The organism is Nonomuraea sp. C10 (assembly GCF_008017515.1).
Lineage (GTDB): Bacteria > Actinomycetota > Actinomycetes > Streptosporangiales > Streptosporangiaceae > Nonomuraea > Nonomuraea ferruginea.
This window is the reverse complement of the sequence record NZ_VPFF01000001.1, coordinates 2,405,372-2,429,126: the sequence shown is the minus strand read 5'-3', so window position 1 is coordinate 2,429,126 and position 23,755 is coordinate 2,405,372. Positions and strand designations below refer to the sequence as shown.

Annotated in this window: 27 protein-coding genes; 18 read left to right on the top strand and 9 right to left on the bottom strand. The window is 69.6% G+C overall.

Annotation, left to right across the window (positions count from 1 at the left end):
- Positions 1 to 435 precede the first annotated feature (435 nt).
- Genes FR742_RS11015 through FR742_RS11000 form a run of 4 tightly spaced genes read left to right on the top strand, consistent with a single transcriptional unit; the run spans position 436 to position 2,986 of the window.
- A complete protein-coding gene (locus tag FR742_RS11015; RefSeq protein ID WP_148030860.1) occupies positions 436 to 1,110 on the top strand; it encodes an arsenate reductase ArsC in 675 nt (224 codons plus the stop codon).
- Positions 1,111 to 1,158: 48 nt separating this feature from the next.
- The gene (locus tag FR742_RS11010; RefSeq protein WP_148030859.1) at positions 1,159 to 1,500 is read left to right on the top strand and encodes a metalloregulator ArsR/SmtB family transcription factor; all 342 of its coding nucleotides are present in this window, start codon (positions 1,159 to 1,161) and stop codon (positions 1,498 to 1,500) included.
- Between the two features lie 30 nt (positions 1,501 to 1,530).
- Positions 1,531 to 2,601, top strand: a complete 1,071-nt coding sequence (gene arsB / locus FR742_RS11005) for an ACR3 family arsenite efflux transporter (protein WP_315970609.1) — start codon at positions 1,531 to 1,533, stop codon at positions 2,599 to 2,601.
- Entirely contained in the window at positions 2,594 to 2,986 is a 393-nt protein-coding gene (locus tag FR742_RS11000; protein WP_148030858.1) for an arsenate reductase ArsC, read from the top strand. Before arsB ends, FR742_RS11000 begins: the two co-directional genes overlap by 8 nt.
- Here FR742_RS11000 and FR742_RS10995 read toward each other — a convergent pair.
- The 6 genes from FR742_RS10995 to FR742_RS10970 all read right to left on the bottom strand — a co-directional run bounded on the left by FR742_RS10995 (position 2,976) and on the right by FR742_RS10970 (position 7,216).
- The gene (locus tag FR742_RS10995; protein ID WP_148030857.1) at positions 2,976 to 4,019 is read right to left on the bottom strand and encodes an ArsO family NAD(P)H-dependent flavin-containing monooxygenase; all 1,044 of its coding nucleotides are present in this window, start codon (positions 4,017 to 4,019) and stop codon (positions 2,976 to 2,978) included. The genes FR742_RS11000 and FR742_RS10995 overlap by 11 nt on opposite strands.
- Positions 4,016 to 4,366, bottom strand: coding sequence for a metalloregulator ArsR/SmtB family transcription factor (locus FR742_RS10990; protein WP_148030856.1), 351 nt, complete (start codon positions 4,364 to 4,366; stop codon positions 4,016 to 4,018). The genes FR742_RS10995 and FR742_RS10990 overlap by 4 nt, the downstream gene beginning before the upstream one ends.
- Positions 4,363 to 5,169 carry an MFS transporter gene (locus FR742_RS10985; protein ID WP_261808472.1) on the bottom strand — a complete coding sequence of 269 codons (807 nt, stop codon included), beginning with the start codon at positions 5,167 to 5,169 and terminating at the stop codon, positions 4,363 to 4,365. Before FR742_RS10985 ends, FR742_RS10990 begins: the two co-directional genes overlap by 4 nt.
- Positions 5,166 to 5,429, bottom strand: a complete 264-nt coding sequence (locus FR742_RS10980; protein ID WP_148030855.1) for a hypothetical protein — start codon at positions 5,427 to 5,429, stop codon at positions 5,166 to 5,168. The genes FR742_RS10985 and FR742_RS10980 overlap by 4 nt, the downstream gene beginning before the upstream one ends.
- 12 nt (positions 5,430 to 5,441) lie before the next feature.
- Positions 5,442 to 6,821: an FAD-dependent oxidoreductase gene (locus tag FR742_RS10975; RefSeq protein ID WP_148030854.1), complete on the bottom strand. Its 1,380-nt coding sequence runs from the start codon at positions 6,819 to 6,821 to the stop codon at positions 5,442 to 5,444.
- A 71-nt stretch (positions 6,822 to 6,892) separates the two neighbouring features.
- Positions 6,893 to 7,216, bottom strand: a complete 324-nt coding sequence (locus FR742_RS10970; protein ID WP_148030853.1) for a helix-turn-helix transcriptional regulator — start codon at positions 7,214 to 7,216, stop codon at positions 6,893 to 6,895.
- Positions 7,217 to 7,281: 65 nt separating this feature from the next.
- Here FR742_RS10970 and FR742_RS10965 point away from each other — a divergent pair, with 65 nt between their 5' ends.
- The 4 genes from FR742_RS10965 (at position 7,282) to FR742_RS10950 (ending at position 10,297) form a co-directional block, all read left to right on the top strand.
- Complete coding sequence (locus FR742_RS10965; RefSeq protein ID WP_222708891.1) at positions 7,282 to 8,343, top strand: NAD(P)/FAD-dependent oxidoreductase; 1,062 nt, start codon at positions 7,282 to 7,284, stop codon at positions 8,341 to 8,343.
- A gap of 258 nt (positions 8,344 to 8,601) precedes the next feature.
- Positions 8,602 to 9,135: a lysine N(6)-hydroxylase/L-ornithine N(5)-oxygenase family protein gene (locus FR742_RS10960; RefSeq protein ID WP_148030852.1), complete on the top strand. Its 534-nt coding sequence runs from the start codon at positions 8,602 to 8,604 to the stop codon at positions 9,133 to 9,135.
- Complete coding sequence (locus tag FR742_RS10955) at positions 9,056 to 9,442, top strand: hypothetical protein (RefSeq protein ID WP_148030851.1); 387 nt, start codon at positions 9,056 to 9,058, stop codon at positions 9,440 to 9,442. The genes FR742_RS10960 and FR742_RS10955 overlap by 80 nt, the downstream gene beginning before the upstream one ends.
- Before the next feature lie 243 nt (positions 9,443 to 9,685).
- Positions 9,686 to 10,297 carry a sigma-70 family RNA polymerase sigma factor gene (locus tag FR742_RS10950; RefSeq protein WP_148030850.1) on the top strand — a complete coding sequence of 204 codons (612 nt, stop codon included), beginning with the start codon at positions 9,686 to 9,688 and terminating at the stop codon, positions 10,295 to 10,297.
- A 423-nt stretch (positions 10,298 to 10,720) separates the two neighbouring features.
- On the opposite strand, the gene FR742_RS10945 is transcribed toward FR742_RS10950, so the two are convergent.
- The 3 genes from FR742_RS10945 to FR742_RS10935 are packed head-to-tail and all read right to left on the bottom strand — an operon-like array spanning position 10,721 to position 14,950.
- Positions 10,721 to 12,421 carry a tannase/feruloyl esterase family alpha/beta hydrolase gene (locus tag FR742_RS10945; protein WP_148030849.1) on the bottom strand — a complete coding sequence of 567 codons (1,701 nt, stop codon included), beginning with the start codon at positions 12,419 to 12,421 and terminating at the stop codon, positions 10,721 to 10,723.
- A gap of 25 nt (positions 12,422 to 12,446) precedes the next feature.
- Complete coding sequence (locus FR742_RS10940; protein ID WP_148030848.1) at positions 12,447 to 14,009, bottom strand: long-chain fatty acid--CoA ligase; 1,563 nt, start codon at positions 14,007 to 14,009, stop codon at positions 12,447 to 12,449.
- Between the two features lie 5 nt (positions 14,010 to 14,014).
- The gene (locus tag FR742_RS10935) at positions 14,015 to 14,950 is read right to left on the bottom strand and encodes a nitronate monooxygenase family protein (protein ID WP_148030847.1); all 936 of its coding nucleotides are present in this window, start codon (positions 14,948 to 14,950) and stop codon (positions 14,015 to 14,017) included.
- Positions 14,951 to 15,095: 145 nt separating this feature from the next.
- On the opposite strand from FR742_RS10935, the gene FR742_RS10930 reads away from it, so the two are divergent.
- The 10 genes from FR742_RS10930 to fmdA all read left to right on the top strand — a co-directional run bounded on the left by FR742_RS10930 (position 15,096) and on the right by fmdA (position 23,696).
- Positions 15,096 to 16,283 (top strand): lipid-transfer protein, encoded by a 1,188-nt coding sequence (locus FR742_RS10930; RefSeq protein WP_148030846.1) that lies wholly within the window; start codon positions 15,096 to 15,098, stop codon positions 16,281 to 16,283.
- Position 16,284: 1 nt separating this feature from the next.
- Entirely contained in the window at positions 16,285 to 16,722 is a 438-nt protein-coding gene (locus tag FR742_RS10925; RefSeq protein ID WP_148030845.1) for a MaoC family dehydratase N-terminal domain-containing protein, read from the top strand.
- A complete protein-coding gene (locus FR742_RS10920) occupies positions 16,719 to 17,132 on the top strand; it encodes a MaoC family dehydratase (protein ID WP_148030844.1) in 414 nt (137 codons plus the stop codon). The genes FR742_RS10925 and FR742_RS10920 overlap by 4 nt, the downstream gene beginning before the upstream one ends.
- 18 nt (positions 17,133 to 17,150) lie before the next feature.
- A complete protein-coding gene (locus FR742_RS10915) occupies positions 17,151 to 17,975 on the top strand; it encodes an SDR family NAD(P)-dependent oxidoreductase (RefSeq protein ID WP_148030843.1) in 825 nt (274 codons plus the stop codon).
- A gap of 22 nt (positions 17,976 to 17,997) precedes the next feature.
- Positions 17,998 to 19,224 carry a TetR/AcrR family transcriptional regulator gene (locus tag FR742_RS10910; RefSeq protein WP_148030842.1) on the top strand — a complete coding sequence of 409 codons (1,227 nt, stop codon included), beginning with the start codon at positions 17,998 to 18,000 and terminating at the stop codon, positions 19,222 to 19,224.
- Positions 19,225 to 19,503: 279 nt separating this feature from the next.
- Complete coding sequence (locus tag FR742_RS10905) at positions 19,504 to 19,839, top strand: helix-turn-helix transcriptional regulator (RefSeq protein ID WP_148030841.1); 336 nt, start codon at positions 19,504 to 19,506, stop codon at positions 19,837 to 19,839.
- Between the two features lie 12 nt (positions 19,840 to 19,851).
- Positions 19,852 to 21,090 (top strand): GNAT family N-acetyltransferase, encoded by a 1,239-nt coding sequence (locus FR742_RS10900; protein ID WP_148030840.1) that lies wholly within the window; start codon positions 19,852 to 19,854, stop codon positions 21,088 to 21,090.
- A 267-nt stretch (positions 21,091 to 21,357) separates the two neighbouring features.
- Complete coding sequence (locus FR742_RS46520; protein ID WP_148030839.1) at positions 21,358 to 21,633, top strand: FmdB family zinc ribbon protein; 276 nt, start codon at positions 21,358 to 21,360, stop codon at positions 21,631 to 21,633.
- Positions 21,634 to 21,727: 94 nt separating this feature from the next.
- The gene (locus FR742_RS10890; RefSeq protein ID WP_148030838.1) at positions 21,728 to 22,378 is read left to right on the top strand and encodes an AmiS/UreI family transporter; all 651 of its coding nucleotides are present in this window, start codon (positions 21,728 to 21,730) and stop codon (positions 22,376 to 22,378) included.
- A 70-nt stretch (positions 22,379 to 22,448) separates the two neighbouring features.
- Positions 22,449 to 23,696, top strand: coding sequence for a formamidase (fmdA, locus tag FR742_RS10885; protein ID WP_148030837.1), 1,248 nt, complete (start codon positions 22,449 to 22,451; stop codon positions 23,694 to 23,696).
- Positions 23,697 to 23,755 lie beyond the last annotated feature (59 nt).

Sequence of the window (23,755 nt, the reverse complement as noted above, 5' to 3'; positions counted from 1 at the left end):
CTCGCGGGCCAGCCGCAGAACCTCGGTGCCCGGCAGGACCGTGTACGGCGATCCGTCGTCGCCGACCAGGATGAGTCCGGGCAGATCCCGCTCGGCGAGCAGCCGCACCGCGTCGCCGACAGATGCGTTCAGGTCGAGCACGGGAAGGTCGATGATCAGGTCACGAGCGCGCACAGTGCATCCTCAAGCCTCGACAGCATGACGCGCCGACCAGACTTCCCCGCTCACCTGAGACGGCCCCATCCACACATACGTAGGGCGCGGCACCGGTGGGGGTGTGGTCGGCGCCGCGCACGACACCCAAGACCCCACGGGAGATAGCTGCGACCTCACTCGGTGAGACGCGCGAGCGCTCTACTGTTCATCTCGCGTTCGCGCACGCTACATCGACCTCGGTCAATATAGACGCCAGTCGATGCCATTCGGGAGTGAACGATGTCCAGCACGCACAAGCGAGGCGATCTCGCAATCGACCAACGGCTTGCTCTCGCCACCGCCGCCCGTCGCCTGGCCGAGGCGTTCGCCGGCACGTTCGGCGCGGAGACCATCGAGCGGTTCCTTCACACCAGCTACGACCAGTTCGCCGGCAAAGCGGTCGTGCCCCACTACCTGCCCTTGCTCGCCGAGCGGTTCGCCCGCCAGCGCCTGCACGCCCTGGCCCGGGTCGAGGGACATCACGACGGTCGTCCGATCGTGCTGTTCCTGTGCGTGCACAACGCCGGACGCTCGCAGATGGCACTGGGCTTCTTCGAGCAGTCGGCCGGAGATCGTGCCGTGGGCTGGTCCGGTGGCTCAGAGTTCGCCGTCGAGGTCAACCCGGCGGCCATGGAATCCATGGCCGAGCTCGGCATCGACATCTCACGCGAGTTCCCCAAGCCGTGGACCGATGAGATCGTCCGCGCCGCCGACGTGGTGGTCACGATGGGGTGCGGCGACGCCTGCCCGGTCTATCCCGGCAAGCGCTACCTCAACTGGGAGCTCGACGACCCCGCGGGCAAGAGCGTCGAGGACATCAGGCCGATCCGCGACGAGATCGAGCACCGGGTCCGCCGGCTCCTCGCCGACCTCGAGATTCCAGCGAGCCGAACCTCGGGTATCGAGACTCAATAGATGTCTGTCAATATAGACAGTGGTCCATGTCAGATGCGAGGAGACGCGATGGAACCACTCGAGGTGCTCCAGTGCAGCCCGCCCCTGGCGCGCGAACCGCTCGACGCCGAACAGGCCGCCGGCCTGGCGCGGGTGTTCAAAGCGCTGGGCGATCCCGTACGGCTGCGCATCCTGTCGATCGTGGCCAGTCACGAGGGCGGCGAGGTGTGCGTGTGCGACATCACCGACGCGTTCGAACTGTCCCAGCCGACGATCAGCCATCACCTGAAGGTGCTCAAGGACGTCGGCCTGCTCACCTCCGAGCGCCGCGCCTCCTGGGTCTACTACCGCCTGGTGCCCGAACGACTCGGCGAACTGTCGGCCCTGCTCGACACCCCCGCCGCCGTCTGAGGAAGGAAAGCGGCTTTGTCATCGACCGACGTGACAGCCAGAACCCCGGCGGTCATCGGCGGCCTGTCCACGCTCGACCGGTTCCTGCCACTGTGGATCGGCTTGGCGATGGGCGCCGGACTGCTGCTCGGACGGACGGTGCCCGGCCTCGACGCGGCCCTGGAAGCGGTCAAGATCGGTGAGATCTCGCTGCCCATCGCGCTCGGCCTGCTGCTCATGATGTATCCGGTGCTGGCCAAGGTCCGCTACGACCGGCTCGACACCGTCACCGCCGACCGCCGGATGCTGCCGGCCTCCCTGGTCCTCAACTGGGTCGCGGGCCCGGCTCTGATGTTCGCCCTGGCCTGGGCCCTCCTGCCCGACCTGCCGGAATATCGCACCGGGCTGATCATTGTCGGCCTGGCCCGATGCATCGCCATGGTCCTCATCTGGAACGACCTGGCCTGTGGCGACCGTGAAGCCGCCGCCGTCCTGGTCGCGCTCAACTCGATCTTCCAGGTGGTGGCGTTCGGCGCCCTCGGCTGGTTCTATCTGCAGATCCTGCCCGGGTGGCTGGGTCTGCCACAGGCGGCGCTGGACGTCTCGATGTGGGACATCGCCCAGTACGTGCTGATCTTCCTGGGCATCCCGCTGATCGCCGGCTATCTCTCCCGCAAGCTGGGCGAACGCGCTCGGGGCCGGGAGTGGTACGAGTCCCGCTTGCTGCCCAGGATCGGCCCCGTCGCACTGTACGGTCTGCTGTTCACCATCGTGATCCTGTTCGCACTCCAGGGCGAGACGATCACCTCCCGGCCCGGTGACGTGGCCCGTATCGCCCTTCCCCTGCTGGCGTACTTCTTCCTCATGTTCGGTGGCTCGTTCCTCGCCGGCCGCGTGATCGGTCTCGGGTACGAGCGGACCACCACGCTCGCCTTCACCGCGGCGGGCAACAACTTCGAGTTGGCCATCGCGGTCGCGGTCGGCGTTTTCGGTGTCACCTCCGGGCAGGCGCTGGCCGGGGTGGTCGGGCCGCTGATCGAGGTGCCCGTGCTGGTCGCGCTCGTCTACGTCAGCCTGTGGGGCCGCCGATTGTTCCGAGGCGAGGAGACCGTTCATGCCTAGCGTCCTGTTCGTGTGCGTGCACAACGCCGGCCGCTCCCAGATGGCCGCCGGGTGGCTGTCGCACCTGGCCGGCGACCGGATCGAGGTCCGCTCGGCCGGCTCGGCCCCGGCGGACCGGATCAACCCGATCGCCGTCGAGGCGATGCGGGAGGTCGGCGTCGACATCGCCGCCGCACAGCCGAAGGTCCTCACCACCGAGGCCGTCGAGGCATCCGACGTGGTGGTCACCATGGGCTGCGGGGATGCCTGCCCGATCTTCCCGGGCAAGCGGTACGAGGACTGGAAGCTCGACGACCCTGCCGGTCAGGGCATCGAGGCCGTCCGGCCGATCCGTGACGCCATCCGCGCCCGCGTGGAGAAGCTCATCGCCGAGCTCACCGGCTGATCTGGGCGACCGTGTCTCTCGCGGTCCGGCCGGCGCCGATGAGGGTGGCCGAGGCGGGTCCGGTCCAGTCGCCGTAGCCGAGCAGGTGCAGCCGGGGCTCGCCGATGGCGCGGGTGCCCTCGGTGGGGATGAGCCCGTCGGGACCGCGCAGGCGCAGCGGTGCCAGATGGCCGAGCGCGGGCCGGAACCCGGTGCACCACAGGATGACGTCGCAGGCCAGTTCGCTGCCGTCGGCCCAGGAGATGCCTCTCGGGGTGATGCGCGTGAACATCGGCTCGGCCTTGAGCACGCCCCGCTCGCGTGCCTCGCGCACGGGCGGCACTGCCACGATGTCGCCGAGGTCTCCGATACCCGGGACGGTCTCCCCCGCGAGGGCGGCGCGGTGGCGGCGAGTGGCCAGCTCGAACAGCGCGCGTCCGTCGAGCTCGTCGGGCAGCAGGCGCGGCGGGCGCCGGGTCACCCAGGTCGTCGTGGTGACCGTGGAGATGTCGGCGAGCAGTTGGGCCGCGGAGTTACCGCCACCGACGATCACCACATGACGGCCGCGGAAGGACTCCGGATCCCGGTAGTCGACGGTGTGGAGTTGCTCGCCTCCGAAGTGGCGCATGCCGGCGTAGTGCGGCACGTACGGACGCCACCAGGTTCCGGTCGCGCTGATCACCGTCTTGGCCTGCCAGACTCCCCGATCGGTCTCCACGACGAGGTGGCCATCGCCTCTCCTCACGGCGTTCGCGATGACCGGCCTGAGCACGGGCAGCTCGTACCGGCGTTCGTAGTCCGTGAGGTAGGCGACGGTGTCGGCCGCGCTCGGGTAGCCGCCATCGGGCGGGACGGGCATCATACGGCCCGGCAGCGAGCTGTACTGGGCGGGCGAGAACAGGCGTAGCGATGCCCAGGCGTGCTGCCACGCTCCGCCCGGCCGCTCCCCGGAGTCGAGGATGACGAAGTCGGCTCCGGCTCTGCGCAGGTAGTAGCCTGCCGCCAGCCCCGCCTGCCCGCCGCCGATGACCAGGACGTCGACCTGGCGGATCACGCGTTGGCCGCGGGCTCGGCCAACGGGCTGAACAGCTCGCCGAGCCTCGCGACCTGGGCGGGCACGATCCAGTAGTAGACCCAGGTGCCGCGCCGCTCGCCGTCGATGAGCCCAGCATTGCGCAGGGTCTTCAGGTGGTGCGAGATGGTGGGCGCGCTGAGGTCGAAGGCGCCGGTCAGGTCGCACACGCAGGCCTCGCCATCGGGATGCGAGCCGATCATTGACAGCAGGCGCAGTCGTGCCGGGTCGGCCACGGCCTTGAGCAGCGCGGCCAGCTCGACGGCCTCGGACTCCTCCAGCGGCTGCTTGGCGATCGGGGCACAGCACGCGACGGGGCTGACGGTCATCGAAGACACCTCTTATTAGAAGGATGTCTAATCGTAGGCGATGGTAGGCGACCAGGGCGAATGCCGGAGAACATCGCGATCCGCCCCGACAGGCTGGCGTAGGCGGCGCTCCCGTACCGCTCGGCCAGCAGGTACGGGAGCGTGATCGTACCGACGCCGAACCCGATCCCGAACAGCAGCACGCACCCGATCGCCCCCGCCGCGCTCTCCCCCACCACCGGCAGCAGCAGCGCGCCCAGCCCTTGCACGGCGAAGACCGCGGCGGCCACCGGAGCGGCCGCCCAGCGACGGCGCAGCCCCGTGGTGACCACCCGGCCTGTCACCGACAGCACGCCGAGCAGCCCGGCCACGGTCGCGGCGAACACCGGCGCGTGACCGAGGTGGATCAGGTACGTGACCAGCAGGACACCGATAACGGCGACCCCGCCGCCGTGCGCGGTGAAGGCCGCGACCAGGAACCAGAACGGCCGGGCCCGCACCGCCTCCCGCACCAGGTCCGCTCGCCGCCCGGGCTTGGCGGCCGGCATCCTGGACCGCCGCACGACCAGGGCGTCCAGCCATCGCCCGGCCCGGGGCGCGCACAGCGCGGTGGTCAGCACGGCGAGGGTGAGCGCGGCGGCGATCTGCGTGCCGGTGGCGCGCAGGTCACGGCTCATCGGCATGAGGAAGACCGAGAAGGCGTAGTAGAGCACGCCGTAGCCGATGGTCTGGGTGACGGCGAGGGCGGCCACGATGCGCCACCCGTGATCGAGGCGGCCACCGCCCCCGGCTCCGGGGGCGGTGGTCTCGACGCCGGGGTTCACGTCGTACAGGCGATCACGTCGCGACCGGCGGCCGTCGTCCGCCACGTGCCGGCGCCCGCCTCGGCGATGAAGCCCTGAGCCTCCAAGCGCCAAGCCAGGGTGCCGGCCATCCGCCGGATGGCCGCGGCATAGCCGGGGTGGGCGCCCGGCTCGCGCGCGGCGAGCAGTTCCTCGGCCAGCAGATCACCAGGGATCAGACCATGCGTGCAGATCAGGCGCAGGGCCTCTTTCCGCGCTGCCGTGGGATAGCCGTCGGACATGTCGCGCTCCTTTCAGCCACAGCAGCTTCCACCGGAGGAGACAGTCGCCAGCGGGAGAGGTGTGGCCAGCAGCCCGCCGCTGATACCGGTGGCCAGGCCGATCCGCTGCTCCTGTGCCTCGGCCAGGTTGCTGGAGCACACGCCGGTCTCCGGCAGCTCGAGCTGGACGTCGCGGGCCGCCTCCCAGTCCCCCGCCAGCGCGGCGGCCACCGAGCGGGCCTGCTCATATCCGGTGGCCAGCAGGAACGTGGGGGCGCGGCCGTAGCTCTTGACGCCGATCGCGTAGTAGCCCGGCTCGGGGTGGGCCAGCTCGTCGGCGCCGTGCGGAGGGACGGTGCCGCAGGAGTGCTGGTTCGGGTCGATGAGCGGGGCCAGAGCACGGGTGGAGCCGAGGATCGGGTCCAGGTCCAAACGCAGTTCGGAGGCGATGGAGTGGTCGGGACGGAAGCCGGTCGCGCCGATGATCCGGTCGACGCTGATGTCTCGCCCGTCGAGACTGTTCACCCGTACCCGCTCGCCGGCCTTCTCGACGCCGTGCGTGAAGAAGCCGGTGAGGAGGCGGACGCGGCCGGAGGTGACGAGGGCGTGCAGGCGGGTGCCGAGAGCGCCGCGGGCGGGGAGCGCGTCGGCCCCGCCGCCGCCGTAGGCGCGGGCGGCGTCACCGGCGCGGATGGCCCAGGTGATCTCGGTGTCGCCGAGCTGGGCGAGGGCGAGCAGGGTGGTGGCCGCGGAGTGCCCGGCACCCACGACCAGGGTGTGCTTGCCCTGGTAGGCCTCCCGGTCGGCGCCGAGCACGTCGGGCAGTGCGTGCTCGATCTCGACCTCGTCCTCGCCGCGCGCGGGCAGGCCGGATGCGCCGAGCACGTTGGGAGTGGTCCAGGTGCCGGAGGCATCGACGACCGCGCGGGCCCTGATCTCCTCTCCGTCGTCGAGCCGGATCAGGAAGGGCGCCTGATCGCGCCCATTGGTGCGGACGCGGTCGTAGCCGAGGCGGCTGATCGCGGTCACCTTGGAGCGGAAGCGGACGTTCGGGCCGAGGGCCTTGGCGAGTGGGGCGAGGTAGTGGCCGACGATTTCGGCGCCGGTGGGCAGCCACTCGGGGTCGGGGGCGGTCCAGCCGTGCGCCTCCAGCAGGCGGCGGGCGGCGGCGTCGATGTCGTACTTCCACGGGCTGAAGACCCGCACGTGTCCCCACTGCGCGATGGACGCGCCCGCCTGCTCGCCTGCTTCGAGTACGAGGAAGTCCAGGCCACGCTCGGCCAGGTGGGCGGCAGCGGCCAGCCCGACCGGCCCCGCGCCGATGACGACCACGGGAAGCGCCTCGGCGTCGATGGAGATCCCGGGCTGCTCGCTCTCCAGGGACGTGGTGGTGCCGCAGCATGCGTCGCTCATGATCACCGCTCCTGATTAGATATCTTTCTAAACAGAGCCCATCATGCGGCGCTGGTTAGAAGAATGTCAAATCAGCCGCATGGGCCGTCCGGCGGACAGCACGCCCGCAGGGTCGCCTGCAGATCCGCGAGCGCCCGCGCGATCCCATTCGGATCGACCCGGTAGTAGACGGTCTTCCATTCCCGCCGCGCCACCAGCACGCCACTGTCACGCAACGTCGCCAGCTGCGCGGACGCGGCCGACTGGGCCAGGCCGAGACGCTCGGCCACCTCGCCGACCGTCAGCTCGGACTCGCCACTGAACAGCAGCAGGATCTGCTGGCGGGTATCACTGGCCAGCGCCTTGAGGAAGCCGCGCGCGGCGTCGGTCAGCTCGATCCCGTTCGTCGTCTCCACAGGCCGACTCTACTGCCTCGTATTGTCAGTTCATGATTTCACGATTTGACGATACGATGCCGAACATGGACACGATCATCATCGGCGGCGGACAGTCAGGGCTGGCCGCCGCCCGCGCCTTGCGCCACGCCGGCCTGGCCCCCGTCATCCTCGAAGCCGGCGAGCGGCCCACCGGCTCCTGGGCGGGCTACTACGACAGCCTCACCCTCTTCTCGCCCGCCCGCCACAGCGCCATGCCCGGCCAGGACTTCCCCGGCGACCCCGACCGCTACCCCACCCGTGACGAAACCGTCGCGTACCTGGAGAGCTACGCCGCCACCCTCGACGTCGAGATCCGCACCGGCACCAAGGTCGCCACAGTCGAATCCGACGGCGCGGGCGGGTTCCTCGTCCACACCACGGCCGGCGAGACCCTGCGAACCCGTGGCATCGTCGCGGCAAGCGGCTCGTTCAGCAACCCGTACATCCCCGACCTGCCTGGACACTTCACCGGACAGTCGCTGCATGTCGCCGGGTACCGCAACCCCAAGGAGTACGCCGGGCAACGCATCGTCGTGGTCGGCGGCGGCAACTCGGCCGTCCAGGTGGGCTACGAACTCGCCGAGGTCGCCACCGTCACCCTCGCAACCCGGCAGCCGGTCCAGTTCATGCCGCAGATGGTCGGCGGCCACGACATCCACCACTGGCACACCGCCACCGGCTTCGACGACCTGCCCCCACACTGGCTGGCCCGCCTGGCCGGCGGCACCCTCGTCCTGGACACCGGCGACTACGCCACCGCCCTGCAGGCTGGACGGTTCGACCGGCGGCCGATGTTCACCGCCTTCGACGGCGACGAGATCGTCTGGGCCGACGGCACCCGAGAAGTCGTGGACACCGTCATCTTCGCCACTGGTTACCGGCCCAGCCTGGACTACCTGCGCCCGCTCGGCGCCCTCGACGCCCATGGGCTGCCTTTGCAGGTCGAAGGCCTGTCCACCACGCATCTCGGGCTCGCGTATGTCGGGCTGGAGTTCCAGCGCTCGTTCGCCTCCAACACGCTGCGTGGCGTGGCTCGCGACGCCGCCCACCTCGCCACACCCTTGGCCGTCTACGCCGGCGAGGCCCTGGCGGCATACGGCTTCTGACGTGGAATCCCCTCTGGTCACGGTCGCTCTGCTGCTGCTCCTGGTGGCGACCATGCTGACCGTCGGAACGCTGCGGGCTGGACCGCCCCGGATCCGGACGAACTGCCCACCGGCACCGAACTGGCCGATCATTATCTACGACCCCTGGCCCAGGTTCCCGGCATCGCACCGTACGTCCGCTACTCAACCAGGGTTGAGGGGATCAGCCGCCTGGACACCGACCGCCTGCGTACCCATGGACGGGAGACGGCACCGTTCGTGCTGCTCCTCAACGACGGCGAAGAGCTGCTCGCCCGCGCCGTCATCGACGCGTCAGGCGCCTGGCTCACCCCCAACGTGATGGGCGCCAACGGACTCCCGGCCGCAGGAGAGGCCGACGCCGGGCCGTGGATCGACCATGCGCTACCCGACGTTCTGGGCGCCGAGCGTTACCGCTACGCGGGCAGGCACACCGTCATCGTGGGCGCCGGTCACTCGGCGGCCACCACGCTCCTCGCCCTGGCGGAGCTGGCCGACGAGGAACCGGACACGCGGCTGACTTGGGCGATCCGCGCCGACGCGCCCGAGCGGGCCTACGGCGGCGGGGACGACGACGCGCTGCCCGCCCGCGGCTCGCTCGGCTCCGGCCTGCGGCTGCTGGTCGACAAGGGTGTGGTGGAGCTGGCCGCGTCCTTCAAGGTCCGAGGCGTACGCGCACGACCGGACGAGACCGGTGTCGAGCTGGTCTCCCGGCACGCCGGGAGACCTGGATCCGATCCTCGGCACCACCCGCCTGCTGGCCACCGGATATGAGCAGGCCCGCTCGGTCGTCGCCGCCCTGGCCGGTGACTGGCAAGCGGCCCGCGACGTCCAGTTGGACCTGCCCGCCACCGGCGTCTGCTCGGCCACCCTGGGCGTCAAGGCCGTCGCCGAACAGTTCGGCCTCGCCCATGACACGCCCGCCCGGCTGATCGCCGCCACCACCCGCCATCTCGACGGGCACACCAGCGCGGCCGACGCGGTGCTCGCAGCGGCTGCCGAACTCGGCATCGACAAGAGTGCGGCCCTCCAGCTCGCGGCCTTCGCCGCCGACCAGTTCGGCAGTGCGTCCATCTCGTGACAGCGGCGTCTATCTGACGTACGAATCCATCACGAGGAAGGCACGACCATGACGGCATGCTGCCCGCCCACCACGATGACGACCTGCTGCGAGGGTGAGGCCAAGGCCGAGTGCTGCGGCACCCGGCAGACCACGACCGGGGGGACGGCGGAGAACGAGGCGCCGAGCACCTGCGGCTGTCGGTAACCATGGAGGGAGGGGCTCGGAGCAGTTCGTGCCCCTCCCTCGGCAGGAGGCCACCTCATGCTCTCCAGAACCGAGGACCTGGTCGATGCGTGGCAGGCGATGCGCGATCAGCTGCTCGCCTTCGTCATCGTCCGCGTGGGCAGCCGCCCGGACGCGGAAGACATCGTCCAGGACGTGTTCATCAAGGTCGGCGAAGGCATCAACGGACTCCGTGACGGCAAGCGCCTGGAGGCGTGGATCTACCAGGTGACGCGCAACGCGATCATCGACCACCAGCGGGCCGCGGCACGCATGCGCAACGCCGAAGTCCGTGCAGCGGCCGAGGAACGGCTCACCACCTCGGAAGAGCCGGACGAGCGCGAAGCCTTGACCTCGCTGACCGGCTGCCTGGCCCCGCTGCTCGCCTTCCTGGGCGAGCGCGACCGGCAGGCGATCACCATGGTGGAGTACGACGGCCTCACCCAGACCGAGGCGGCACGACGCCTGGGCATCTCGACCTCGGGCATGAAGTCACGCGTCCAGCGCGCCCGCGCCCGCCTGCGCGATCTTCTGACGCAGTGCTGCCAGATCGCCGTGGACGTCCGCGGCGACGTACGCGCGATCCGCCCCTCAGGCCCTTGCACCTGCGCTCCCCTGTCATCTCACCCCTCCGACACGAGTGACCCGTAACAGCTCCTCGCTGCCGCTGTGCGACTTTCCGTCTGGCGCTGCTGCGTGCCGGCGGTGTGCTGCGAGCGACCAAGACCGGCCGGACCGTCCTCTACGAGATCGAGTTGGACGCACTCGCCGAGGTCTTCCGGGGCATCGCCGACGCTCTCGACCGCGCGCACGACGAGTACAACCGCGCCGGCGCATGCGAGCCGACGGCCACAACGAAAAATGACCAGTACAGTCGTCGATCACGACGCAGATCTCACCCATTCCGACGTCTCACCATCCAGACCTCGCCTCGCTGTTGAGTACTGGACAGTGGCCATGGAGGGCCAGTCCTCCTGCGGCTCCTGCGATGCGACCCTCACCGTGCTCGGTGAGATTTGCGCCTGCTGACTTGGCGAGGTGGCACGGCGCAGGGCCGTGCCACCCGCTGTGGCGTCAGCCGGACTTCGGCTGGGATCGGCCGCACTTGAGTGTCGTGCCTTCCCAGCGGCACCACTCCTGGTAGCCGGAGGTGAAGGGCGCGCCCACCCACGGATATCTGTCGTCGGGGAGCTCGGCGGGCATGACGCCGGTGAAGTTGGCCGCGTCGTCGATGCTGCCGCTGCCGGTGTACTTCGTCTGCATGGGATACGGGTAGACGGGGCGGGTGCGTACGACGTCGTCGCCGTTCTTCTTGCCGGCGATGACCTTCTGCGGGGCGATGCCCTTCTCCACCCAGTCGTACAGCGGGCTGAACAGGTCGAAGGTGTCGGGGCCGTGGCCACCGGTGCAGTGGTAGACGCCGGGGAACATGAACAGGCGGGCGAACTGCTGGGTGGCCTGCGAGCCGCCCATCCGCTTGGTCACCGCGTCGTAGTAGGCGAGCGTGCTGCCGGCCGGGATGGCCGGGTCGGACCAGCCGTGCCAGAGGATGAGCTTGCCGCCGCGATTCTTGAAGGCGCGCAGGTCAGGGTCGGTGGAGTCGTAGACGCCGCGCATGTCACGCAGCTTGTCGAGGGTCTTGCGGTCGAAGCGGTGGTCGGCGAGCGTGAAGGATGCGGGCGGGTTGCGCCAGGAGCCGAAGTACTTCAGATAGTCGAGTCCGAGTGAGGCGAGCACGGCGCGCTGGCCGGCGGGGGCGACAACGTACCCGAGCCAGGCCGGCTCGGTGCCCCTGGGGAGGCCGGAGGGGAACAGGCGACGGCCCTTGTCGTCCACCGGCCCCTGGTAGAACTTGCGGACCACGTCCACCTGCGCGTCCGTCAGGCAGTCGGCCTGTGGGCCGGCCGTGCAGCGCAGGCTCGCTGGGTCGAACGAGCACCGGCGGGGGTCGTCGATCTGGCCGTCTTGCAGGCCGTCAACGGTGTCGCAGGCATCCAGCACCTTCTGGTGCAGGAGCTGTATCTTGTCCACGCCGAGGATCTGGCCGCCGTCGGGGGCGGTGTTGGCGTTGGCGATCCACGGGAAGAACATGCCGGCCAGCGCGGTGAGGTTGTTGCCCGGCGCTCCGGCGATGATGCCGTCGAAGTCCTCGGGGTGACGCTGGGCCTCCATGAGGGCCTGGCGTCCGCCGTTGGAGCAGCCGGCGAAGTAGGAGTACCTGGGCGCCTGGCCGTAGTACGCCTTGATGAGGGCCTTGGCGGCCAGTGCGGTGACGTGTTCGGAGCGGTAGCCGGCGTCGACCCGCAGCTGTGGGCTGGAGTGCGCCCACAGCCCGTCGACGGAGCTTGCCCCGATGTGGCCGCTGTTGTCGGCTCCGATGACGACCTTGCCGTCGTCGGGTGGGGCGCAGTTGCCGGGCAGGTGGTGGTTGGAGTCGTCCGGGTCGGCGAACCCGCAGAAGCCGCCGCAGCCGAGTTGCAGGTAGCGGCCGCTCCAGGCTTCGGAGGGCAGCCGGACCTCGAACTGCACCTGTGGTGAGACGTACCCCTTGACCTGGCAGTACGCGGGTTTCTGCGCAGTGGCGGAGACCGCGGTCGCGCTCAGGATTCGGGTGGGGGCTTCGGGGAGGCCCGTGAGGTCGATCCCGCCGAGTCGCTGACAGGTGATGGCGGGGGTGAGGTCCGTGCTCGTGCTGGCGGCGACCTGGCCGGGGACGGCGCCCGTGGCGAGGATCAGCAGCAGGACGGAAGCTAAGAGCCGGGCTGTGCCTTTCATGGCCTTGTCCTTTTCGGGGGTGCGGTCAGTTGACCTGGCGGCGGCGCCCGGCCCAGTACGGGGCGCGCAGCGATCTCTTGTCGATCTTGCCGGAGGGGTTGGCCGGCAGGGCGGGGGCGAAGTCGATGCTCTTGGGCGCCCACACGCTGCCCTTGCGCTCCTTGACCAGAGCGATGAGCTCTTCGGCGGCGACCTCGGCGCCGGGCCGGGTGACGACGACGGCCTTGACGGCCTCGCCCCACTTGTCGTCCGGGACGCCGATGACGGCGCACTGGGCGACGGCGGGATGGGTCACCAGGACATCCTCGATCTGCCGGGGGAAGACGTTGAACCCGCCCGTGACGATCATGTCCTTCTTGCGGTCGACGATGAAGACGTAGCCGAGCTCGTCGACGAAGCCGATGTCGCCGGAGCGGACCCAGCCGTCCTGCATCACCTCCGGGTCGAGACCGCTGTTGACGTAGCCGGCCATCTGGCCGGGCTGGGCGGCGCAGATCTCGCCGATCTCGCCGGCGGGCAGGGCGCGGCCTTCGGGGTCGCGGATGGTGAGCTCGACGTGGTACATCGGCCGTCCCGCGGAGGCCAGCCGTTCCTCCCATTCGAGGGTGTCGAGCCGGTGGTCCTCCTTGCGCAGGCAGGTCATGTAGCCGGGCTCGGTGCCGGCGTAGGTCTGCACGAAGATCGGGCCGAACGCCTCCAGCGCCCGGCGCAGGCCCTCCGGGGCCATCGGCGATCCGGCGTAGATGACCGTGCGCAGCGACGACAGATCGGCGTCGGCCCGGCGCGGGTGGTCCAGGAGCATGTAGACGATCGTGGGCACGACGGCGGTGGCGGTGACCCGTTCGCGCTCGATGGCGTCCAGGAGCAGATCGAGGTCGAGGCCGGGCAGGATGACGTTCGTCCCGCCGCGCATGAAGACCGGCATGACGAAGGTCTGCGTGAAGTGGGTCAGGGGCGCGCCGTGGGCGAACACCTCGCCCGGCCGGATGTCGCCGATCTCGAGCCCCGCGGTGATGGCGTAGTGCGACCAGGTCGCGTGCGTCTGCAAGACGCCCTTGGGCACGCCGGTGGTGCCGGAGGTGAAGCCGACGAACGCCAGGTCGTCGTCGGCGAGCTCGATAGCGGGCGGCGCGGTCGGCTGAGCGGCGAACGTCTCCTGGTAGTCCAGGATGCCGGGAATGGTGTCGCCTCCACTGGCCAGCCGGACGACGTGCTTGAGGTTGGGCAGCCGATCCCGGATCTGGGCGATGGCGTCGTCGAAGGCCTGGTGGTAGATGAGCGTCGAGGCCTGCACCTCCTCCAGGAAGAAGCAGAAGTCCTCGGCCGTGGCCCGGGGGGGCATCTGGGTCATCGCCGCGCCGGACTTCCAGATGCCGACCATGGCGGGGACGAACTCCAGGCAGTTGGGCATCAGCAGCCCCACCCGGTCGCCCTTGCCCACGCCGAGTTCCGACAGGCCGTTGGCGATGCGGTTGGCCCAGCCGCTCATCTCCTGGTAGGTGAGGCGGCGTTCTCCGTCGACGAGTGCGGTGCGCTCGGCGTAGTACGCGCACGCCATGTCGAACACTCTCGGTGTCGAACCCCACATGATGGTTACCTCCCTGTTCCGGCGAGCGTGGCCGCCGTCGCCTGTCGCGCTTGCTCGTACTCCCGGCGGGTACGCCGGACGAGCTCCGCGACGCTGGTGATCTCCGTAACCCCCGAGACGCTGTGGCCGGCGCTCCACACGTGGCGCCGGGTCAGCAGGCGATGCTGGGTGAAGCCCTTCACCGGGGCCGCGGCCTCCGCCGTCTGCTCCTCGAGCCAGGCGCGCAGGAAGTTGGCGGGCAGGCCACTGAGCGCAGTGGACAAGGTGACGTCGTCGAGGGTCGCGTCGACCAGCGCGGCCCGGAAACGCTCACCGGCGAGGCTCTCGTGCGTGGCGATGAACTTGGTCCCCATATAGGCCAGGTCGGCGCCGAGGACCTGCGCTGCCCAGACGGCGGCTCCGTCCGGCACCCCTCCCGCCAGGACGATCGGCCCGTCGAACCGAGCGCGGACAGCGCGGACGAACGACAGCGGATTGGCCCAGCCGGTCTGGCCGCCCGCCCCGGCGGTCAGCAGCACCAACCCGTCCACGCCTGCCTCGATCGCGCGCTCCACGTGGTGCAGGCTCGCCACGTCGGCGAAGACCAGGCAACCGGCGTCGTGCAGCGGCTCCAGCACCGGAACCGGGGAGCCCACGCTGGTGACGACCAGCCGAGTGCCGTGGCGGACCAGGCACTCGACGTCGGCTCGCAATCGCTCGTTGGAGCGATGGACCACCAGGTTCGCGGCGAACGGCGCGGCGTGGTCCTGTTCGGCGATCGAAGCGGTGATCTTCCCGAGCCAGGCTTCGAGCTCCTCCGATGAGCGGGCGTTGTGCGTCGGGAAGGCGCCGATGACCCCGCTGCGGCACGCCGCGATCACCAGTTCCGGTCCCGAGACGTCGGTCATCGGCGCGGCCATGAGCGGTAGCGCCAGCCGCGACAGCGGCGACGGTAGGGCCATCGTCCCTCCACTAGTGAAGATCAAATATTGCGTTGATGAGGCTCACATGCCTGCTTCGCTGCGTATTTGATATCGTAAGTAAATATGGATTAATGTCGCTTTGGCAAGAGTGAGTCGTCGGCTCCAGTCCCGTGGAGGACAGAAGATGGACCGTACCGTCCAGATCGCGGGCGTCGGGATGATCCCGTTCGCCAAACCCAGCGCAAGCGAGCCCTACGACGTGATGGCCGGGAGCGCCGCGCGAGCCGCGCTGGCCGACGCGGGCATCGACTACCGCCAGGTGCAGCAGGCCTACGCCGGCTACGTGTACGGCGACTCGACCTGCGGACAGGCGGCCCTCTACGACCTGGGCCAGAGCGGCATCCCCATCGTCAACGTGAACAACAACTGCTCGACCGGCTCCTCGGCGCTCTGGCTCGCCCGGCAGGCGGTCATGTCCGGAGTGGCCGACTGCGTGCTCGCCCTGGGTTTCGAGCAGATGCGCCCCGGCGCGCTGGCGAACGTCTGGGACGACCGCCCCAGCCCGCTTGCCCGGAGCGCGGACGCCATGACCGCCATCCAGGGCATCGACGACCACGCCCCGATCGCCGCGCAGTACTTCGGCGGCGCGGGGATGGCTTACGCCGACAAGTACGGCACCGCTGACGAGACCTTCGCCAAGATCGCGGTCAAGGCCCGCCGGCACGCCGCGAACAACCCCTACGCCGTCTTCCGCACCCCCGTGAGCGAGGAGGAGGTGCTGGGCTCTCCCCCCATCTACGGGCCGCTGACCCGACTGCAGTGCTGCCCGCCGACCTGCGGCGCGGCCGCCGCCGTGGTGTGCAGCCAGGAGTTCGCCCGCCGGCACGGCCTGGACGCCACGGTGACGATCCGGGCGCAGGCGCTGACGACCGACACCCCGACCACCTTCGACAGCGGCGACATGACCAAGGTCGTCGGCTATGACATGACCCGGGCCGCCGCGACCCGCGTCTACGAGGAATCGGGCGTCGACCCGCAGGACATTCCCGTGGTGGAGCTGCACGACTGCTTCACCACCAACGAGCTCATCAGTTACGAGGCCCTCGGCCTCACCCCGGAGGGAACGGCCGAGAAGTTCGTGCTCGACGGCGACAACACCTACGGCGGCCAAGTGGTCACCAACCCCTCGGGCGGGCTTCTGTCCAAGGGCCACCCGCTCGGCGCCACCGGTCTGGCGCAGTGCGCCGAACTGGTGTGGCAGTTGCGCGGGCAGGCCGGGAAGCGCCAGGTAGACGGCGCCCGGCTCGCCCTCCAGCACAACCTCGGACTCGGCGGCGCCTGCGTCGTCACCCTCTACGAGCGGACGGCCTGACATGACCGCGGACCTGCGCACACCCGCCTTCACCGTGCCCGCCGAGCGGGGCCGCCTGCGCTTCTTCGCCCAGGCCATCGGCGAGCACGACCCCGTCTACAGCGACCTCGACGCCGCCCGCAAGGCCGGGCACCCGGACCTCCCCGTTCCGCCCACGTTCCTGTTCTGCCTGGAGATGGACCGGCCCGACCCCTTCTCCTTCCTCGCCGAGGCCGGGATCGATCTCGCCCGAGTCCTGCATGGCGAACAGCGCTTCACCTACCACGCCATGGCTCACGCCGGCGACGAGCTGACCTTCGAGTCGCACATCGCCGACACGTACGAGAAGAAGGGCGGTGCCCTGCGCTTCCTCGTCCGGGAAACGCGCGTCACCCGAGCCGGCGAGCCCGTCGCCGACCTGACCAACGTCATCGTCGTCCGCGGGGAGGCAGCCGCGTGAACAATCTCCATGACATCGCCGTGGGAACGGAGCTGCCGCCGCTGCGCGTGCCTTCCATCTCGCGTACGACGCTCGCGCTCTACGCCGGCGCCTCCGGCGACCACAACCCCATGCACATCGACCTGGACGCGGCCCGGGCCGCAGGCATGGACGACGTCTTCGCTCACGGCATGCTCTCCATGGCCTACCTCGGCCGGCTGCTGACCGGCTGGGTGCCCCAGGAGCGCATCCGCTCCTACAGCGTCCGTTTCGCCGCCATCACCCCCGTCCACGGACAGCCGACCTGCACCGGCCGCGTCACGGCGATCGAAGAGGCCGACGGCGAACGGCGGGCCCGGCTGGACCTGCGAGTGATGCTGAAGGACGGCACCGTCACCCTCGCCGGCCAAGCCCTCGTCGCCCTCATCTGAACCATCGAAAGGACACCCGTGGGAACGCTCGACGGAAAGACCGCCCTCGTCTCCGGCTCAGGGCGCGGCATCGGCCAGGCCATCGCCCTGAAGCTCGCCCAGCAGGGAGCCCGCGTCGTCGTCAACGACCTGGACCCCGACCCGGCCGAGGAGACCGTACGACTGATCAAAACCAGCGGCGGTGAAGCCGTCGCCTGCGTCGGCAGCGTCACCGACGACGGCTTCGCCGACCGGTTCGCCGCCACGGCCGCCGACACCTTCGGCGGCGTCGACATCGTGATCAACAATGCCGGATACACCTGGGACAACGTCGTCCAGAAGATAACCGACGAGCAGTGGGACGCGATCATCGACGTCCACCTCAAGGCGCCCTTCCGGATCCTGCGCGCGGTCCAGCCGATCATCAGCGCCCGCGTCAAGGAGGAGCGCACCCGGGGCGTGCACGTCCAGCGCAAGGTGGTCAACATCTCCTCCATCGCCGGGCTCAGCGGGAACGCCGGGCAGGCCAACTACGGCGCGGCCAAGGCCGGCGTCGTCGGGCTGACCAGGACCCTGGCCAAGGAATGGGGGCGGTACGGGGTGAACGTCAACGCTGTCGCCTTCGGTCTCATCCGCACCCGGCTCACCGAGGCGACGGCCGGCGGCGACGCCACCATCGACGTCCAGGGCCGGGAGATCAAGGTGGGCGTGAACCCCGACCTGTTGTCCGCCATGGAACGCATGATCCCGCTCGGACGGGCCGGCACCCCGCAGGAGGCCGCCGGCGCGGTCTACCTGCTGTGCACGCCCGAGTCCGACTACATCAGCGGCGAAGTGATCGTCTGCGGGGGCGGGTACCGCTGACGTACCGGCCTACGATGCGCAGGTGGCTTCGACCGAGGGGAAGACGATGAAGGCGCGGACCGCGGCGGCGCCGGCCCGGGGCAGCCGTCCCCGCAACCGCAAGGCGCAGATCGTCTCCATCGCCGCCGAGCTCTTCCATCGCCAGGGCTACCACGCCGTGACGATGGAAGAGATCGCGAGCGCGGTCGGCATCACGGCGGGTGCCCTCTATCGGCACTTCCGCAACAAGCAGGAACTGCTGGCGCGCACCGTCCTCGACGGGCTCCTGGCGTTCGAGACCCTCGTCGACAACCACACCGCCGGTGACGTCGACGGCCTCCTGCGCGCCATGGCCGCCCTGACGCTGGACCGGCGCGACCTCGGCGTGCTGTGGCAGCGGGAGTCCCGCAATCTCCCGGTGCCCGAGCGCGACCAGCTCCGCCGCCGCTTTCGCTCCATCGCGGCCCGTACGGCGACGACCCTCGTCGCTGCCCGTCCCGGCCTCTCCCCCGCCGACGCCGACCTGCTGGTGTGGGCGATCTTCGCCACGTTCGCCAGCCCGTCCCACCACTCGGTGACCCTGCCGCGCGCCCGTTTCGAAGACCTGCTGCACGCGATGGGCAGCACCCTCACCGAAGTCGCCCTGCCTCAGGCGCCGGGCCCGTCAGCCGGCGCGACCCCGTCCGATCAACCGCGCCCGGGGCTGGCTCGCGCCTCCCGCCGGGAAGTCCTCATGGACGCGGCCGCCCGGCTGTTCAACGAGCGCGGCTACCAGGCCGTGAGCATGGAGGACATCGGCGCTGCCGCGGGCATCAGCGGCGCGGGCATCTACAACCACGTCACCGCCAAGTCCGACCTCCTGGTGGCCGCGCTCACCCGCGCCGCCGACGCCCTGCAGCTCGACGCCTCCCGCGCCTTCGCCACCGCCACCAGCCCTCGGGACGCTCTCGACCTGCTGCTGCGCTCCTACATCGACCTGACGGTCAGCCACAGCCACCTCACCGGCACGTTGATCACCGAGGTGATCCACCTTCCCGCCGAGCAACGCCACACGATCCGGCGCCTCCAGTACGACTACGTCAGCGAGTGGGTGCACCTGCTCACCGCCGAGCGACCCGAGCTGATCGAAGCTGAGGCCCGGGTCGTCGTGCACGCGGTCTTCACCACCATCAACGACATCGCCCGGATCGACCATCTGCGCGAACGGGGTGATCTGTCTGGCGATCTTCTTGCCGCCTGCCAGGCTCTCCTGCTCGCACGCCCCGGGTGAGATCAGCGGCCGGGTTCTGCGTCGAGCCGGCTCAGTGGCGCTCCGCGAGCTTGGCGAGAACGTCCAGTTCGAAGAGCCACGGCGGTGCCTCCGGCGTTGACGTACTCAAGCCACACGGGGACGCTCATGACGCAAGGGTCGCGCCTTGTTCGTGGGTGATGCAGGCGATGCGTCACGTGCCTTGTCCTCGCCGCCGGCATGGCGCGGCCGGCGCACGTTCGACAAACGTGCTTCTCAGGGCTTTCGCTGTTCCCTTTGATCTATTATCGTCGATTAACGATGAGCGAGGAAACGGGGCCGCTGCCGCGCGCGGAGGCCGAAGAGTACGCGAGCTGGTTCAAGGCACTGGCAGACGCGTCGCGGATCCAGATCGTGTCGCTCCTGGCCCGGCGGCGCGCGCCGATGAGCGTGGGCGAGATCGTGGCCGCCTCAGGGGTGGGCCAGTCCACCGTCTCGCACCATCTGAAGATTCTGGCCGAGGTGCGGTTCGTGCTGGTGGAGCGGCGGGGCACCGCCGGCCTGTACCGGATCAACGAGGTCTGCGTGAGCTGTTTCCCGACCGCCGCCGACGTGGTCATGGGCAACTCCGCCCCGACCCCGCCCACCTGCGAGTAGAGGAGCGATGCCATGGCGCAAGAGGAGATCATCAGGCGCTATTCCGCGCTGGCCCGCGACGCCGCGGCCGGCCGGACGGTCGCCGACTGCGGCCCGGAAGCCTTCGACCAGGGCCGATTCGGCGCCGCCGGCTACGACGACCTCGGTCTGCTGCCCGAAGCGGCGGTACGGGCGAGTCTGGGCTGCGGCAACCCGGTGGCCGTCGCCGAGTTGCGGCCCGGTGAGACCGTGCTCGACCTGGGCTCGGGCGGCGGCATCGACGTGCTGCTGTCCGCCCGTCGCGTCGGCGAGCACGGCAAGGCCTACGGGCTGGACGCCAGCGCCGACATGCTGGCCCTGGCCCGCCGCAACGCCGAGCAGGCGGGCGCGCGCAACGTGGAGTTCCTGCACGGCACGATCGAGCGGGTGCCGCTGCCGGACCGGTCGGTGGACGTGGTCATCTCCAACTGCGTCATCAACCTGTCCAGCGACAAGGCCGCGGTGCTGGCCGAGGCGTTCCGGGTGCTGCGGCCGGGTGGCCGGTTCGGTGTCAGCGACGTCGTGACGGACGGCGAACCGGACCCCGATCGGCGGGCGGCCGTCGAAGAGCGGATCGGCTGTGCGGCCGGGGCGCTGCCGGTGGCGGAGTACCGGCGGCTGCTGGCCGCATCGGGGTTCATGGACCTGCACATCACGTTGACCGCCGGCCACGGCGACGGCGTGCACTCGGCGATCGTCCAGGCCGCCAAGCCCGCCGCCCCGCCGGGGACGGAGATCAGGCCCATGCGCGACGACGACGCCGACCAGGTGCTGGCCATCTACCAGGCAGGGCTGGACACCGGCCAGGCCAGTTTCGAGACCACCGCCCCGAGCTGGGAGGGCTTCACCGCGGCCAGGCTCCCCCACCTGCGCTACGTGGCCTTCGACACCGGCACCGGCCAGGTGCTCGGCTGGGTGGCCGCCTCCGCGGTCTCGGCCCGGCCCGTGTACGCCGGGGTGATCGAGCACAGCGTCTACGTCCACCCGGGATGCCAGGCCCAGGGCATCGGCCGGGCGCTGCTGTCGGCGTTCATCGCCGCCGGCGAGGACGCCGGAATCTGGACGATCCAGTCCGGCATCTTCGCCGAGAACGCCGCCAGCCTGGCCCTGCACCAGGCGCTCGGCTTCCGGGTGGTCGGCACCCGGGAACGCATCGGCCGCCACCACGGCGTCTGGCGGAACGTCCTGCTGATTGAGCGCCGCAGCCCCGCAACCAAGAACAGACGGCCGTAGAACCGTTTCGCGGTCTCCAGGTGCGGACTGTCGAGTTCGATCCAGCACGGCGAGCCTGGCACGAACCGGGTGGTGAGCATGCGTACTCCCTCACGACAAGCGAGGGCGATCCACCCTGGTGCAGCCGATGTCGTGGACGACGGGTTGTCCCCGTCACACGCGCCCCTGACTCTTGTCTTGACATGGCGACAATCCCCGAGGTGTGCTGGATGTAAGGCCTATATCGCCGCATGTCAGTGAGGCGATGAGGATCTCGACGGGGGCGTCATGGCGACTTATGCGTATCGCTGTCTGGAGTGCGGGCCGTTCGAGGTGCGCCTGCCGATAGGGACCGCTGAGGCGGTTGCCGACTGCCCGGCGTGCCGGTCTCCGGCTCGTCGCGTCTTCACCGCGCCGAGCCTCGCCCGGCAGTCCCCGGCGATGTCCGCCGCGCTGGCCCGGGACGAACAGAGTCAGGAAGCACCCGAGGTGGTCACGCACGTGACTCCCGAGCGGCGGCGGACACCGCAGCACCCGGCGCTGTCGCGCCTGCCTCGGCCTTGAGCAGGCATGACGATCGATCCGAACGTTGCGTACGCCTGGACTCGTGGCGTTCCTGAACACACCGCCCGTCCGGGGCGTGAGGAGGTGTGTGGGGATGGGAGCCGTCGGACTCCTGTACGTGGGCGCAGTGCTCTTCCTCAATGGTCTGATGCTCCTGGGAAAGGTCGAGCCGCGCGCAGCCGGGATCTTCAATCTCTTCGTCGGAGCCTTGCAGGTGGTCACACCGACCCTGCTGATCGTCTTCAGCCCCGGCGATCCGGCCGTGCTCCTGAACGCGTCGGGACTCTACCTCTTCGGGTTCACCTATCTCTATGTGGGGATCAATCTGCTGGGCGGATTCGACACCACAGGTGTCGGCTATTTCTCGCTCTTCGTGGCCATCATGGCGCTCGGATACTCCTACGCCAACTTCCAGCTCCTCGGTGATCCGGGCTTCGGAGTCATCTGGCTCTACTGGTCCTTCCTGTGGACGCTCTTCTTCGTCCTGCTCGGCTTGAAACGCACGCAGATCACCAGGTACACGGGCTGGGTCGCGGCTATCCAGGGATGGGTCACGGCGGCGATCCCGGCATTCATGATCCTCACCGGATCCTGGCGCACCACAGCCCTCTTCGCGATCGTTCTCGCCGTGTTCGGCCTGGTGGTGTTCGCCGTGCTGTGGCCGCTGACGAGACACGGGGAACCGGCCGGCGAAACTTCGGAGGCGCAGGGGACCACCGGCACGCATCGCTTCCACCGGACCTGACCGAGCTCGAAGAGAGGTGAGGCGACACGCTGACCGCGAAGGAGTCATCGACAAAGGAGGGGAAGCTGTCATGCCGAAAGTCGTATTCAGCGTCGACCAGTCGAAGCCGATGAAGGACCAGGCGACCCCAGGCCACAACCGCTGGCACCCGGATATTCCCGTGGTGGAAATGGTACGTCCCGGTGAGGAGTTCCGGGTCGAGTGCCGCGAATGGACGGACGCCCAGATCGGCAACAACGATTCGGCGAACGACGTGCGCGATGTCGACCTGAGCTTCGCGCACATGCTGAGCGGGCCCATCGGGGTCGAAGGAGCCGAGCCCGGAGACCTCCTCATCGTCGACATCCTCGACCTCGGCCCGGTGCCGCAGCAGGTCGGGGACGCACCAGGACAGGGCTGGGGCTACACCGGCATCTTCGCCAAGCGGAACGGCGGCGGATTCCTGACCGACTACTTCCCCGACTCGTACAAGGCGATCTGGGACTTCCACGGTCAGGTCGCGACATCCCGCCACCTGCCGGGAGTCCGGTTCACCGGGATCACCCACCCTGGACTCTTCGGCACCGCGCCGTCGGCCGAGTTGCTCAGCTCCTGGAACCGCCGGGAGCAGGCGCTCATCGACACCGACGCGGGACGCGTTCCGCCGCTCGGCCTGCCGCCGTTGCCCGAGCACACGCTCGCCGGCACCGCCAACGGCGACCTGGCACAGCGGATCGCCGCCGAGGGAGCACGCACCGTGCCGGCGCGGGAGAACGGCGGTAACCACGACATCAAGAACTTCACCCGCGGCGCCCGGGTCTTCTACCCGGTCCACGTCCGTGACGCCAAACTCTCCGGAGGCGACCTGCACTTCAGCCAGGGCGACGGGGAAATCACCTTCTGCGGCGCCATCGAGATGGGCGGCTACATCGATTTCCACGTCGACCTCATCAAGGGAGGCATGGAGAAGTACGGTGTCACCACCAATCCGCTGTTCATGCCGGGAAACGTGGAGCCGAGATACTCCGAGTTTCTCTCGTTCATCGGGATCTCGGTGGACCACGACACCGACACCAACTACTACCTTGACGCGACGGTGGCCTACCGCAGGGCCTGCCTCAACGCCGTCGAGTATCTCAAGAGGTGGGGTTACAGCGGCGAACAGGCCTATCTGCTCCTCGGCTCGGCGCCGATCGAAGGGCGTGTCAGCGGGATCGTCGACATTCCCAACGCCTGCTGCTCGCTCTACCTGCCCACCGAGATCTTCGACTTCGACGTACGTCCGAACATGGAAGGGCCCGTCAAGCAGGACCGGGGCAAGTGCGCCGTGACGAGTTGAGCGGGGGACATCACCGAGACCACGACGGCGGGGCCGACCGGGCCTCGCCGCTCGTCGCT

What these genes read in the sequence shown, in the direction of transcription:
- FR742_RS10925 (WP_148030845.1), top strand. Translation starts at nt 16,285, where the DNA reads ATGACCGCGGACCTGCGCACACCCGCCTTCACCGTGCCCGCCGAGCGG.
- FR742_RS11000 (WP_148030858.1), top strand. Translation starts at nt 2,594, where the DNA reads ATGCCTAGCGTCCTGTTCGTGTGCGTGCACAACGCCGGCCGCTCCCAG.
- fmdA (WP_148030837.1), top strand. Translation starts at nt 22,449, where the DNA reads ATGCCGAAAGTCGTATTCAGCGTCGACCAGTCGAAGCCGATGAAGGAC.
- FR742_RS10930 (WP_148030846.1), top strand. Translation starts at nt 15,096, where the DNA reads ATGGACCGTACCGTCCAGATCGCGGGCGTCGGGATGATCCCGTTCGCC.
- FR742_RS10905 (WP_148030841.1), top strand. Translation starts at nt 19,504, where the DNA reads ATGAGCGAGGAAACGGGGCCGCTGCCGCGCGCGGAGGCCGAAGAGTAC.
- FR742_RS10935 (WP_148030847.1), bottom strand. Translation starts at nt 14,950, where the DNA reads ATGGCCCTACCGTCGCCGCTGTCGCGGCTGGCGCTACCGCTCATGGCC.
- FR742_RS10975 (WP_148030854.1), bottom strand. Translation starts at nt 6,821, where the DNA reads ATGAGCGACGCATGCTGCGGCACCACCACGTCCCTGGAGAGCGAGCAG.
- FR742_RS10980 (WP_148030855.1), bottom strand. Translation starts at nt 5,429, where the DNA reads ATGTCCGACGGCTATCCCACGGCAGCGCGGAAAGAGGCCCTGCGCCTG.
- FR742_RS10990 (WP_148030856.1), bottom strand. Translation starts at nt 4,366, where the DNA reads ATGACCGTCAGCCCCGTCGCGTGCTGTGCCCCGATCGCCAAGCAGCCG.
- FR742_RS11010 (WP_148030859.1), top strand. Translation starts at nt 1,159, where the DNA reads ATGGAACCACTCGAGGTGCTCCAGTGCAGCCCGCCCCTGGCGCGCGAA.
- FR742_RS10950 (WP_148030850.1), top strand. Translation starts at nt 9,686, where the DNA reads ATGCTCTCCAGAACCGAGGACCTGGTCGATGCGTGGCAGGCGATGCGC.
- FR742_RS10890 (WP_148030838.1), top strand. Translation starts at nt 21,728, where the DNA reads ATGGGAGCCGTCGGACTCCTGTACGTGGGCGCAGTGCTCTTCCTCAAT.
- FR742_RS11015 (WP_148030860.1), top strand. Translation starts at nt 436, where the DNA reads ATGTCCAGCACGCACAAGCGAGGCGATCTCGCAATCGACCAACGGCTT.
- FR742_RS10900 (WP_148030840.1), top strand. Translation starts at nt 19,852, where the DNA reads ATGGCGCAAGAGGAGATCATCAGGCGCTATTCCGCGCTGGCCCGCGAC.
- FR742_RS10945 (WP_148030849.1), bottom strand. Translation starts at nt 12,421, where the DNA reads ATGAAAGGCACAGCCCGGCTCTTAGCTTCCGTCCTGCTGCTGATCCTC.
- FR742_RS46520 (WP_148030839.1), top strand. Translation starts at nt 21,358, where the DNA reads ATGGCGACTTATGCGTATCGCTGTCTGGAGTGCGGGCCGTTCGAGGTG.
- FR742_RS10940 (WP_148030848.1), bottom strand. Translation starts at nt 14,009, where the DNA reads ATGTGGGGTTCGACACCGAGAGTGTTCGACATGGCGTGCGCGTACTAC.
- FR742_RS10965 (WP_222708891.1), top strand. Translation starts at nt 7,282, where the DNA reads ATGGACACGATCATCATCGGCGGCGGACAGTCAGGGCTGGCCGCCGCC.